Source organism: Magnetospirillum sp. 15-1 (genome assembly GCF_900184795.1).
Taxonomy (GTDB): domain Bacteria; phylum Pseudomonadota; class Alphaproteobacteria; order Rhodospirillales; family Magnetospirillaceae; genus Phaeospirillum.
The window spans coordinates 25,562-37,835 of sequence record NZ_FXXN01000010.1 but is presented as its reverse complement, the minus strand read 5'-3'; the positions used below and the strand labels follow the sequence as shown (position 1 = coordinate 37,835).

At 67.1% G+C, this 12,274-nt stretch carries 9 protein-coding genes and 2 pseudogenes; 8 read left to right on the top strand and 3 right to left on the bottom strand.

Annotation, left to right across the window (positions count from 1 at the left end; all coding sequences use genetic code 11):
- From CP958_RS00820 to CP958_RS27280, 3 genes and pseudogenes are all read right to left on the bottom strand, one after another.
- Positions 1–1,308: tetratricopeptide repeat protein (locus tag CP958_RS00820; protein WP_096700133.1), on the bottom strand; the 1,308-nt coding region annotated here is incomplete at its 3' end.
- Positions 1,309–1,374: 66 nt separating this feature from the next.
- Positions 1,375–2,016, bottom strand: coding sequence for a porin (locus CP958_RS27285; protein ID WP_277948858.1), 642 nt, complete (start codon positions 2,014–2,016; stop codon positions 1,375–1,377).
- A gap of 175 nt (positions 2,017–2,191) precedes the next feature.
- Positions 2,192–2,728 (bottom strand): annotated as a pseudogene (locus CP958_RS27280) (porin); the annotation flags it as partial.
- Positions 2,729–3,082: 354 nt separating this feature from the next.
- Between CP958_RS27280 and CP958_RS00810 the strand changes: the two are divergent.
- The 8 genes and pseudogenes from CP958_RS00810 to CP958_RS27460 all read left to right on the top strand — a co-directional run bounded on the left by CP958_RS00810 (position 3,083) and on the right by CP958_RS27460 (position 12,272).
- Entirely contained in the window at positions 3,083–3,613 is a 531-nt protein-coding gene (locus CP958_RS00810) for a DUF3576 domain-containing protein (RefSeq protein ID WP_096700134.1), read from the top strand.
- Positions 3,614–3,691: 78 nt separating this feature from the next.
- Positions 3,692–6,282: pseudogene (gene leuS / locus CP958_RS00805) on the top strand (leucine--tRNA ligase).
- Positions 6,283–6,374: 92 nt separating this feature from the next.
- Positions 6,375–6,842, top strand: coding sequence for an LPS assembly lipoprotein LptE (lptE, locus tag CP958_RS00800; RefSeq protein ID WP_242442668.1), 468 nt, complete (start codon positions 6,375–6,377; stop codon positions 6,840–6,842).
- Positions 6,839–7,864: a DNA polymerase III subunit delta gene (gene holA / locus CP958_RS00795; protein WP_096700132.1), complete on the top strand. Its 1,026-nt coding sequence runs from the start codon at positions 6,839–6,841 to the stop codon at positions 7,862–7,864. The genes lptE and holA overlap by 4 nt, the downstream gene beginning before the upstream one ends.
- 22 nt (positions 7,865–7,886) lie before the next feature.
- Positions 7,887–8,027, top strand: a complete 141-nt coding sequence (locus CP958_RS26755) for a hypothetical protein (protein ID WP_242442667.1) — start codon at positions 7,887–7,889, stop codon at positions 8,025–8,027.
- A 76-nt stretch (positions 8,028–8,103) separates the two neighbouring features.
- Positions 8,104–8,943 carry an SGNH/GDSL hydrolase family protein gene (locus tag CP958_RS00790; RefSeq protein WP_242442666.1) on the top strand — a complete coding sequence of 280 codons (840 nt, stop codon included), beginning with the start codon at positions 8,104–8,106 and terminating at the stop codon, positions 8,941–8,943.
- Positions 8,943–9,602, top strand: a complete 660-nt coding sequence (locus tag CP958_RS00785) for a 4'-phosphopantetheinyl transferase superfamily protein (RefSeq protein WP_096700131.1) — start codon at positions 8,943–8,945, stop codon at positions 9,600–9,602. The genes CP958_RS00790 and CP958_RS00785 overlap by 1 nt, the downstream gene beginning before the upstream one ends.
- 102 nt (positions 9,603–9,704) lie before the next feature.
- Positions 9,705–12,272, top strand: coding sequence for an NAD-glutamate dehydrogenase domain-containing protein (locus CP958_RS27460; RefSeq protein WP_347337830.1), 2,568 nt, complete (start codon positions 9,705–9,707; stop codon positions 12,270–12,272).
- Positions 12,273–12,274: the final 2 nt, after the last annotated feature.

Genomic DNA, 12,274 nt, shown 5'->3' with positions numbered 1-12,274 from the left:
GAAGGCGCCGTCGGCGTCGCAATCCTTGGGCAGCGGGGTCAAGGGAAATGGTGCCTGCCCGACCGGCTCGTCGCCGCCGTGGCCGACCGGGTGGATTTCTTCAGCGTCCACGGCGGCGACGAGCCGGTCGGMYMYGGCGCCCAGGGGCGCCAGATGGGACAACGGCACGGAACGGAAGTGATCCAGATCATAATCCGTGTTGCCCTGCCAGTTGATGGCCACCGCCAGCCGTCCGGGACGGCGGATGCGGCGACGCCACTCCTCCACCGCCGCGTCGGGAGCGCGGAGATAAGGGATTCGGGCGGCGCCGAACGGCTCGGTGGGCCATAGCAGCAGGGGAAGGCTGGCGATGCCGACCTTGTGGTCATGGACGGGTTCCGGCGTTCCCATGGCGTGATAATCCAGCCGGGGATGGGCGGGAAAACACACGCGCAGCATGGCGTTCATGCGGGCCGGCAGCGACAGGATGATACGGGCGCCGCGCTCCAGCAGGGGCAGGACGAAGCGGATATACTGGAACGTATCGCCCGCGTATTGATCCTGGTCGATCAGGATGATGCGTCCATCCAGCCGGTCCGGCAGGCGGGCGAAGGGGCGATCATGCCGCGCTTCGTAATCGGCCCAGCCGACGAGGTAATCCTCCTGACGAAGGGCGGCGAAACCGCGATTGAAGCGGGCCAGTCTGTTGTTCGGAGCCAGTTCCACCGCCCGGTCGAGAGCGGCGCGGGCGGCGGCGACCTCGCCCTTGAGCAGATGGGCGTTGCCGCGATTGATCCAGGCGCCCACATGGCCGGGGGCGCCGGCCAGCGCCCGCTCGCACAGGGCCAGCGCCTCGTCGGCCTCGCCCGCCAGATGCAGGGCCGAGGCCAGGGTGGCGGCGACGTCGGGATTGTCGGGGGCAAGGCTCAAGGCCTGGCGCAATTCGCTCACCGCCTCCGGATAGCGGCGGGCGGCCTGCAGGGTCTCGGCCAGGGTCAGGCGAAAGGAAAGGTCGGTCGGCTGGGCGGCGATGGCGTGACGGATGAACTTTTCGGCCTCGTCACGTTCGGCCGCGCCGCGCACGGCCAGCAGCGCGCGGGCCAGATTGGCGTGGGCGGCGGGGTTGGCGGCATCGAGGCCGATGGCGTGGCGGATGTCCCGCGCCGCCTCGTCGGCCCGGCCCAGTTGCAGGCGGGCGCATCCCAGCAGATGCCAAAGGCGGGCATTTTCCGGCTGGGCGCGCAGCAGCGCCTCGGCGGCTTCGGCGGCTTCGGCCGGCCGGCCCTGCCGCATATGAAGCACGGCCTGTTCGAAACTGGGTACGGTCATCGTCGGCTCACAAAAGAAAAAGGGCGGCCGAAGCCGCCCTCTCCCCAACAAGATGTCGACGGCCGATTAGAAGGCCAGCGACAGACCGGTCATCGCGGTCCAACCAGCGTTGTGATACTGGTTGTTGGCATTGGTGGTGTTCGTGCCATAACGCTGATCGGTGTACTCGATGTAGCCGACCGAAGCCAGGACGTCGACGCCCGGGCCGAGGTTGTACTTGCCCGAAGCCTGGTAGGCCTCGATGGTGTCGTCCTTGTCGGCGCCCGGAGTGCCCATGCGCAGGTTGGTGTCGCCAACCACCGAGGACTTGAAGTAGGCGAAGGACACGGCATACGGGCCGGAAGCGTACTGCAGGCCGATGTCGTAAGCCACGCCACCGAAGTCCAGTTCGGAATTGACGGTGCCCCTGGTCGCGGCGGTAGCGGCGTTGGCGTAGTAGCCCTTGCCGCCGTAGTTGCCGACCTGTGCGGTGCCGCCCAGAACGGCGGACTGCACGCCACCGTTCTTCTTGTCGTCAGACGCGCGCTGCACGGAGCCACCCAGGGTGAAACCGGCATAGGACAGCTGAGCGCCATAGGCCTGCTGGGTCAGGGCGTTTTCCGCACCGCCGGTGGCGGTCAGATCGACCCAGACGTAGCCGGCCGAGGCCTTCACGCCCACCGGGCCGAAGGTGTTGGCGTACATGGCGGCGCCGCCGAAGGCGCCCATGCCGCTGGAACCAGCGCCACGGCTGTGCTGGCCACCGAACGAGTTGTTGGTGTTGAGCTGGTTGGTGCTGGCGCCGTTGCCGCTCCACAGGGTCTTGGAGACGTTCGGGATGTACGAGGCAGCCCAGGGTCAGACCGTAGAAGGACGGAGCGACATAGGTGATCTTCTCGGCCTTGTCGTCCGAGATGATGGCGGTGGTGCTGGACGAGGTGGTGTAACCCACGCGCTGGTTCATGCCCATCACGCCCGACGGCTTGGCGATGGCCCAGTTGCCCATCATCATGCCGCCGTTGCCGAAGTTGCTGGCGGCGTCGGGAGCCTGCACGTGCAGCAGGGCGGTGCCGTTGGCGTGGGCGCCGATCAGCACCTTACCGAAGCCACCCTCGATCCAGGCGTAGCTCTGGTCGATGCCGTCGGTGACGCCGTCGGTGTGACCGCCGCCTTCCAGGGACATCATGACGCCGACCTTCAGGCCGTTGTCCAGAGCGGTCGAGCCCGAGAACCAGACTTCGTTGTCGCCCTTGACGTCGACGTTCTGGCGCTGCACGCCGCCGGCGGCTACCTGCCGCCGTTGGTCGCTGGCGCCGATGGTGCCGTTGTTGCCGTTCTGGAATTCCTTCTCCTGCCAGGCGCCAACGACCCACCACTTGGAGTAGCCGCCGACGTTCAGCTTGATCTTCTCAGCGGCGGAAGCGGCGCCGGCGGTCAACATGCCGGCGGCAACCAGCGCGGTGCTGGCGCAAAGAATCTTCTTCATGGTATCTCCTCTCTTTGGCCTTGCGACGACGACCCCCAATGGCCGCAACCGCTATCCAAATGAACGAACGGTCGACATCACGCCATGGCCGGTGATGACAGTCAAGCAAGGCGGGGCGTCCGCTGTATCGAAAACTCCGCACTGTGGCATCGATGCAACACAAGGGGCATCCAGGGGCGTTTGGCGTTACCGCTTGCAGGGCGGGCGTCTCTCGTAGCATTGTTGCCTGTCGCGACGGTGGGGCTCTGCCGTCGGAGGATTTTCGCGTGCCAACAGGCGGCGCATCGGCGCGGCGGGGTGAAGACGGTGATGACGAGGAAGATTTCGGTGGGTGGCCTGGGCGCTCTGGCGCTGATCGGTGTGACCCTGATGCTGTCGGCCTGCGGTGAATCCCAGGCGGTCTATCCGACCAAGGAAAAGGGCGAATCCGCGCCGCGCATGTCCAACGAAAAGCGCGAGACCATCTTCGGGCCGGAAGGACTGTTCGGCAAGAGCAAGCCGGACAACGAAGGCGTGGGTATCGGCGTCAACGCCTTCCTGTGGCGGGCGTCGCTCGACACCGTCTCCTTCATGCCCATTACGACGGCCGATGCCTTCGGCGGCACCATCATCACCGATTGGTATCAGCTGCCCGAGACGCCGAGCGAGCGTTATAAGGTCAACGTCTTCATTCTCGATCGCACGTTGCGCGCCGACGGCGTGAAGGTTTCGCTGTTCAAGCAGGTGCGCGACGGCTCGGGCAACTGGGTGGATGTGCGCGTCGACCCCAAGATGGCGGTGGATCTCGAGAATTCGATCCTGACCCGCGCCCGTCAGCTTCGGGTCGTGTCGACCGAATAGAGTCACTCAAGGTGGCGGGCGGCGCGGAAGTCCGCCCGCCACCTTGAACCTATCCCACCAAAAACAATGGACGGACCCATGTCGCGCCCGGAAGGCATCAGCGGCGACCGCTACAACGTCAAGGAAACCGAAGCCCGCTGGCAGCAGGCCTGGGAAGAGAAGCGCTGCTTCGAGGCCGAGATCGTGCCGGGCAAGCCCAAGTACTACGTGCTGGAGATGTTCCCCTATCCGTCGGGGCGCATTCACATGGGCCACGTGCGCAACTATACCCTGGGCGACGTGGTGGCGCGCTACAAGCGGGCCAGAGGCTTCAACGTCCTGCATCCCATGGGCTGGGATGCCTTCGGCCTGCCCGCCGAGAACGCCGCGATCCAGAACAACGTTCATCCCGCCAAGTGGACGCGCGAGAACATCGCCGCCATGCGCGAGCAGCTGAAGTCCATGGGCCTGTCCTATGACTGGCGGCGCGAGGTGGCCACCTGCGAGCCTGAGTATTACCGCCACGAACAGAAGATGTTTCTGGATTTTCTCAAGGCCGGGCTGGTCTATCGCAAGGAATCCTGGGTCAACTGGGACCCGGTGGAAAACACCGTGCTGGCCAACGAGCAGGTGATCGACGGACGCGGCTGGCGTTCGGGCGCCCTGGTGGAAAAGCGTCTGCTCTCCCAGTGGTTCCTGAAGATCACCCATTACGCCCAGGATCTGCTCGACAGTCTGGCGACGCTGGAGCGCTGGCCCGAGCGGGTGCGCCTGATGCAGGAGAACTGGATCGGCCGCTCCGAGGGTGCCCGGCTGATGTTCGACCTGGGTGGCCGTTCTGATCGGTTGGAGATATTCACCACCCGTCCCGATACCCTGTTCGGCGCCAAATTCGTGGCCATCGCCGCCAATCATCCCCTGGCGGGCGAGCTGGCGGCGACGGCAATCCGGCCCTGGCCGGGTTCATCGCCGAATGCAACCGCATGGGCACCTCGGAAGCAGCCATCGAAACCGCCGAGAAGAAGGGCTTCGACACCGGCCTCAGGGCCGTCCATCCCTTCGATCCGGCATGGACGCTGCCCATCTACGTCGCCAATTTCGTGCTGATGGATTACGGTTCGGGCGCCATCTTCGGCTGTCCGGCCCATGACCAGCGCGACCTCGACTTCGCCAACAAGTACGGCCTGGGCTGGACCCAGGTGGTGGAGCCCGCATCCGATGGCGAGGCCGTGTCGGCCGCCATCGCCAGGGGCGAGGCCTATACCGGTGACGGCAAGGCCATCAATTCCCGTTTTCTCGACGGGCTGGCGGTGGATGAGGCCAAGGCCGAGGCTATCCGCCGCATCGAGGAGATGGGCCGCGGCGAGCGCACCATCAATTACCGCCTGCGTGACTGGGGCGTGTCGCGCCAGCGCTACTGGGGCTGCCCCATCCCCATCATCCATTGCGAATCCTGCGGTGCCGTGCCGGTGCCGGCGGAGCAGTTGCCGGTGCGCCTGCCCGAGGACGTCACCTTCGACAAGCCGGGCAATCCGCTGGCCCACCATCCGACCTGGAAGGATGTGGACTGCCCGTGCTGCGGCAAGCCCGCCCGGCGCGAGACCGACACCTTCGACACCTTCTTCGAATCCAGCTGGTACTTCGCCCGCTATACCTCGCCCGACCGCGACGATGTCGCCTTCGACCGGGCGGCGGCGGATTACTGGATGAGCGTCGATCAGTATATCGGCGGCATCGAGCATGCGGTGCTGCATCTGCTTTATTCCCGCTTCTTCACCCGGGCGCTCAAGGAGTGCGGCTATCTCGGCGTCAAGGAGCCCTTCGCCGGCCTGCTGACCCAGGGCATGATCTGCCACGAGACCTACAAGTCCGAGGATGGCGCCTGGCTCTTCCCCACCGAGGTGGTTTCCGGCCCCGACGGCAAGCTGGTCCATACCGGGACCGGGGCGCCGGTGATCGGCGGCCGTTCCGAGAAGATGAGCAAGTCCAAGAAGAACGTGGTGGACCCGGCCGGTATCATCGACGGCTACGGCGCCGATACCGCGCGCCTGTTCATGCTGTCCGATTCTCCGCCCGAGCGGGATCTGGACTGGACCGAGGCCGGTATCGACGGCGCCTGGCGCTACGTCAACCGGCTGTGGCGCATGGTGGTCAACGCCGAATTGCCGCCGGCCGGCGCTCCCATGCCGGAACTGTCGCCGGAAGCCGCCAAGGCCCGCCGTCTGGTCCACAAGACCATCGCCCAGGTGGGCGAGGATCTGGAGCGCTTCCACTTCAACAAGGCGGTGGCCCGTATCCGCGAGATGACCAACGGCCTGGGCGAATTGCCCGGGGCCGATGCCGGGGCCGCCTGGGTGCTGCGCGAGGGACTGGAGGCCACCGCCCGGCTGATCGGCCCCATGATGCCCCATCTGGCCGAGGAGATGTGGCTGGCCCTGGGTGGGGACGGACTGCTCGCCGAAGCCGCCTGGCCGGAAGCCGATTCCACCTTGCTGGTCGATGACAGCGTCACCGTGGCCGTTCAGGTCAACGGCAAGCTGCGCGCCACCATCGAGTTGCCCAAGGACGCCGATGCCGCCCTGGCGGAGCAGACGGCTCTTGCGCAACCCCAGGTGATTTCGGCAATGTCGGGAAAGCCCGCGCGCAAGGTCGTGGTCGTGCCCAATCGGATCGTCAATGTGGTGGTCTAGAGCGCTTCTTCTGTTCGCTGTTCTGGCGCTGGGTCCGGCGGGCTGCGGCTTCAGGCCCATGCTACGGCACGCCGAGCGGCGCGGCATCCGGCGTGGATGCCGATCTTGCCGCCATCCGCGTCGGTCCGATCAAGGACCGCGTCGGACAGCAATTGCGCAACGCCCTGCTGCAGCGCCTGTCGCCCCGGGGCGAGGCGGCCGACTACACCTACAATCTCGACGTTACCTTGAGCGAGACGGTGAGCAATCTCGGGTTCCGCAAGGATACCTTCGCCACCGCCGCCAATCTCGCCATGACGGCCCAGGTCATATTGACCCGCAACGGCCAGAGCATTCTGGGCGAAAACGTCACCACCACCGTCTATTTCGACCATCTGGGGCCGCGTTACGCCAGTGTGGCGACGGAGCGCGACGCCGAGGAGCGGGCGCTCAACCAGCTGGCGGACGATATTCGCAACCGTATCGCGGCGGCCATTCAACGATATCAGGCCAATCCCAACGACGAACGCTATCGCCAGCGCTCGATTTTCCGCAACGAAGCCGGCGAGGCGCGCCGATGAAGCTGAGCGGGTCGCGGGTCGAGGCGTTCGTCAAGGCGCCGGACCCGTCCGTCCGTGCCGTCCTGGTGTTCGGCCCCGATCTGGGGCTGGTGCGCGAAAGGGTGCAGCGGCTGATCCGCTCGGTGGTCCCTGACGCTTCCGATCCCTTCCGGGTCGCCGAGCTTTCTCCCGCCGCGCTGAAGGAGATTCCCTCCCGTCTCGCCGACGAAGCCGCCGCCATGGCTCTGGGCGGCGGACGGCGCGTGGTGGTGCTGCGCGATGCCGGCGATGGCCAGAGCGGGGCGGTGTCGTCGTTCCTGGCCCGGCCCATGGGTGATGCCCTGGTGGTGGTGGAGGGCGGCGAGCTCGGGCCGCGTTCGAACTCGCTGCGCAAGCTGTTCGAAGGCGCCGACAACGCCGCCGCCCTGGCCTGCTACGGCGACGAGGGCGGTTCGCTGGCCGGGGTGATCCAGGAAGAACTCAAGGCCGCCGGTCTGATGGCCGAACCCGACGCCATGGCCTATCTGGTCGAGCATCTGGGCGGCGACCGCCGTCTGACCCGTGCCGAGTTGGGCAAGCTGGCGCTTTACATGGGGGGGCCTGGGCGGGTGAGCCTGGACGACGCCGTCGCCTGCGTGGGTGATACCGCCGCCCTGGGTCTGGACGATCTGGCGTTGTCCACCGCCGATGGGGATCATGCCGGGGCGCAGCGGGTCCTTGACCGCCTGCTGCGCGAGGGTGGCCAGCCGGTGGGCATGCTGCGTTCGGTGTCGCGGCACTTTCAGCGCCTGCATCTGGCCGCCGGTCTGATGGCCCAGGGCAAGTCGGCGGATCAGGCCATGGCCGCCCTGAAGCCGCCGGTGATCTTCAAGGCGGCGGACCGGTTCCGCCGCCAGTTGTCGCGCTGGCCCGCCGACCGGGTGGGCAAGGCGCTGGACCTGCTGACCGAGGCCGAGGTCGATTGCAAGACCACCGGCATGCCGGCGGCCGAGATTACCTCGCGGGCGCTGATGATGATCGCCCGAGCGGCAGCGAGACGATGATGACTTCTGCGGCAGCGAGACGATGATGGCCGGGCGTACCTCCATGGGGCGGGTCGTCGCCATCAATCTCGGGGTTCTCCTGGCCGGGCTGGTGGTTGCCGAACTGGTGTTCGGCAGTTGGCTGTTCGGCCCCAGTTGGGGAACCATGAACATTCCCCGCTGACGTCCATCGGGTCTTCGATGTCAGCGGCCTCTACGGCGGACCCAAGGATGCCGTCTACAGCCGCGACCGCTGGGGATTGCGTGGTTCTTACAAGGACCCGGGCGCCATCCAGATCCTGACCATCGGCGGTTCGACCACGGACCAGCGCTTCATCGGCGACGGCCAGACCTGGCAGGATTACCTGTCGCAGGCCCTGGGCGGTGCGGTGGTGGTCAATGCCGGCATCGACGGCCAGTCGACGGTGGGCCATCTGCGGGCCTTCGATCGCTGGCTGTCGCAGATTCCCGGCCTGAAGCCGCGCTTCGTCCTGGCCTATATCGGGGTCAACGACGCCCATCTGCAGGGTCGGCAGCAATGGGACGAGATGGCTTCGCCCACCGTCTGGCGCCGTGTCGAGCGCTATGTCGCCAATCATTCCGCCCTGGTGCAGGTGGTCTCGACCATCCAGGGGACGCTGAAGGCCCGCAACGCCCACGTGGTGCACGGCGGCACCGACGTGGCGCACGGTCCCTGGGTGGCGGGGCCGGCGCCCGCGCCCGGACAGGCGGTCGACCCCGTCCTGCTCGACGCCTATCAGCAACGGGTCGCCGCCCTGATCGCCCGTATCAGGACCATGGGAGCCCAGGCGGTCATCGTCACCCAAAGCCGTTCCGACTACCGGGTCGATGGCGACGGCCGGCCGTTGGGACGAGTGTCGGCCTCCGGCGCGGTGGATTTCGGCTCCTGGGCCATGCAGACCGCCTTCAACCGTCGGGCTCTGGCCGCCTGCGAGCAGGCGGGTGCCGTCTGCATCGACCTGGGCGGCCGGCTGACCTTCGAGGACGGTGATTTCTACGACTGGGTCCACACCACGCCGGCCGGCAACCGCCGCATCGCCGACTGGCTGGCATCCCGGCTGGCGCCGACCCTGCGCTGATGGAGGCGCCCCGTCTGGCCCTGGCGCCTTTCGCCGCCTCGCAGGCCGAGGGCGTCTATTCCGAAGACGATCTGCGCCGCGCCGCCCCCCCGTTCGGCAGCGAGGCGAGGCGGCGGCAGTTTCTGGAAACCCGGCGTCTGGCCCGCTCGCTGCTGCCGCCCGGCCGCTGGGGCATCGGTGCCGATAAGGACGGGCGCCCGCTGATTCTGCCCGCCGGGGCCGGAGACCTGTCCCTCTCCCATGCCGGGGGCTGGGCGGCGGCGGCGCTGGTCGAAGACGGGCGCGTCGGTGTCGACATCGAGGTCGTCCGGGAGGGACGGAATGTCCGGATTCTGGCCGAGCGTTTTCTGTCTCCCGCCGAGTGCCGCGTGGTGGTCGCCGAGGGCCAGCCCGCCTTTCTGGCCTTCTGGACCATGCGGGAAGCGGTGTCCAAGCTGTGGGGCCGGGGACTGGCCGAGGCTCTGGCCCTGGACGGATCGATTCTGCCCGCCGGCCGCAATTCCCGCTGTGCCGGCCTATCGCAGGGACGGCCCTGGGTGATGGCCCACCGCCAGATGGGCGAGGTGCAATTGGCCCTGGCCTGGTCGCCGCCGGATTCCGTGCCGGGCGAGCAGGCGGAGGCGCTGGTATGGGACGCCGTGACGGCCCTTGCCGACTGAATTCCTTGGCCGTCTTGTACAAGCGGCGGAACTGCCCCATTCTTCCTAGAACGATACGTCCAGACCTTGCGGGCAAGGGGTGGCCGATGGGAGGGGTGGGCCATGGAAATCTCCGCTTATCTGGATCGGCGCATCGCCGACTTGTCCGATACCCTGGCCAAGGCTGGCGCCGAACGCCTGATCCGTGCCTATGCCTCCGGCATTCCCCTGGCCGATCTGGCCGAGGCCGATCCCGAGTTGGTTTATGGCGCGGCGCTGGGCCTGTTCGCCTTCATGCGCGAGCGTCAGCCGGGGGTTCCATCCATCCGGGTGTTCGATCCCGATCTTGACCGCCACGGCTGGGTGTCCAGCCATTCGGTGGTGGAAATCGTCAACGACGACATGCCGTTCCTGGTGGATTCGGTGGCCATGGAACTGGCCCGGCGCGGCATCAAGGTGCATCTGCTGGTCCATCCCGTGGTGCGGGTCGACCGCGACGGGGCGGGAATGCTGCGCCAGGTGACGGCCAACGGGGCGGGCGCCTTGCAGGAATCGGTCATGCATGTGGAGATCGACCGTCAGCCGGTGGAAGTCCAGGCGCAGCTGGCCGCCACGCTGGCCGATATCCTGGGGCAGGTAAGACTGGCCGTCGCCGATTGGCGCCGCATGCTCGACACCCTGTGGGCGGGAGTGGCCGAATTCGAGGCGGTGGCCGCCAAACTGCCGGCCGATGAAAAGCAGGAGACCCTTGCCTTCCTCGACTGGCTGGCCGACAACCATTTCACCTTCCTGGGCTACCGCCGTTTCGACCTGTCCAAGGGGGTGGTCGCCGATTCGGCCAGCGGGCTGGGGATATTGTCCGACGCCGGCGCCCATGTGTTTGATGAGACCGTGACCCTGGCCGACATGCCGGTGGAACTGCGGGCCTTCGTCCAGCGCCCCGATCCCCTGATGGTCACCAAGTCGGCCCGCCATGCGGTGATCCATCGGCCGGTGCGCATGGACATCATCGGGTTGAAGCAGTTCGACGCCAAGGGGCGGGTGGTGGGGCTGCACGCTTTCCTCGGACTGTTCACCTCGGCCGCCTATAACGACCGCCCGGCGCAGATTCCCCTGCTGCGGCGCAAGATCGCCCGCGTCGAGGCGCGGGCCGACTTCAACAAGTCCGGTCACGATGCCAAGGCACTGGTCAATATCCTGGAGACCTACCCCAGAGATGAGCTGTTCCAGGTATCCGAGGATGCCCTGTTCGAGACCAGCATCGGCATCCTGCACCTGCAGGACCGTCAGCGGGTGGCGGTGTTCCTCAGGAACGACGAGTTCGAACGCTTCGTCTCCTGTCTGGTCTTCGTGCCGCGTGACCGCTACGACACGCCGCTGCGCCTCGCCATCACCGCCATGCTGGAGGAGGCGGTGGGCGGCACGCTCGACGCCTTCTATACCCAAGTGGCCGATCTGCCCCTGGCCCGGCTGCATTTCATCATCCGCACCACGCCCGGCCACCTGCTCCGGGTGGACGCTCCGGCGCTGGAAATGCGTATCGCCGACGCGGCGCGGACCTGGTACGAGCATCTGCAGGACGCCCTGGTCCAGACCCACGGCGAGGCGGCCGGGCTGGCGCTGGCGCGGCGCTGGGGCCGGGCGTTCCCGGCGTCCTACCGCGAAAGCCATGGTGTCCTGGCGGCGGTGGCCGACGTGGGACGCATCCAGGCGGCGTCGGGCGGCGACATCGTGCTCAACCTCTACCGTCCGGTGGAGGCCGAACCTTATCAGGGCCGGCTGAAGCTCTACCGCTCCGGCCATCCGGTGCCCCTGTCCGGTATCCTGCCCATGCTGGAGGCCATGGGGCTGGTGGTCATCGCCGAGGTCCCTCACGAGATCGTTCCCGCCTCCGGCGGCGGGACGGTGTGGGTCCATGATTTCGAGGTGGAAAGCGCCGATGGCTCGCCGCTCGACGTGGCCGAGCGGCGCGACCTGTTCCACGACGCCCTGGCGGCGGTGTGGCGGGGCGACGCCGACAGCGACGGCTTCAACCGGCTGGTATTGTCGGCCGGCCTGTCGTGGCGGGAAATCATGGTGCTGCGCGCCTACACCAAGTACCTGCGCCAGACCGGCATCACCTACAGCCAGGCCTATATCGAGCAGGCCCTGAGCGGCAATGCCGACATGGCGGCCGCCTTGGTGCGGCTGTTCCTCGCCATCTTCGATCCCAAGGGGGAATCGGGCGACGGGGGCCATATCGAGGCGTCGCTGCTGGCCGGCCTGGACAAAGTGGTCAGCGCCGATGACGACCGCATCCTGCGGCGTTTCCTCAACCTGATCCGTTCCACTTTAAGAACGAATTACTTCCAGACCGATGGCGGCGGCAGGCCCAAGGCCTATCTGTCCTTCAAGCTGGATTCCAAGGCGGTGGACGAGTTGCCGGCCCCCCGGCCCCTGGTGGAGGTGTTCGTCTACAGCCCGCGTGTCGAGGCCATCCACCTCAGAGGCGGCAAGGTGGCGCGCGGCGGCATCCGCTGGTCCGACCGGCGCGAGGATTTCCGTACCGAGATCCTGGGCCTGATGAAGGCCCAGATGGTCAAGAACGCAGTGATCGTTCCGGTGGGCGCCAAGGGCGGTTTCGTGGTGAAGCGCCCGCCGGAAACCGGCGGGCGTCGAGGCGTATCTGGCCGAGGGCATCGAGTGCTATAAGA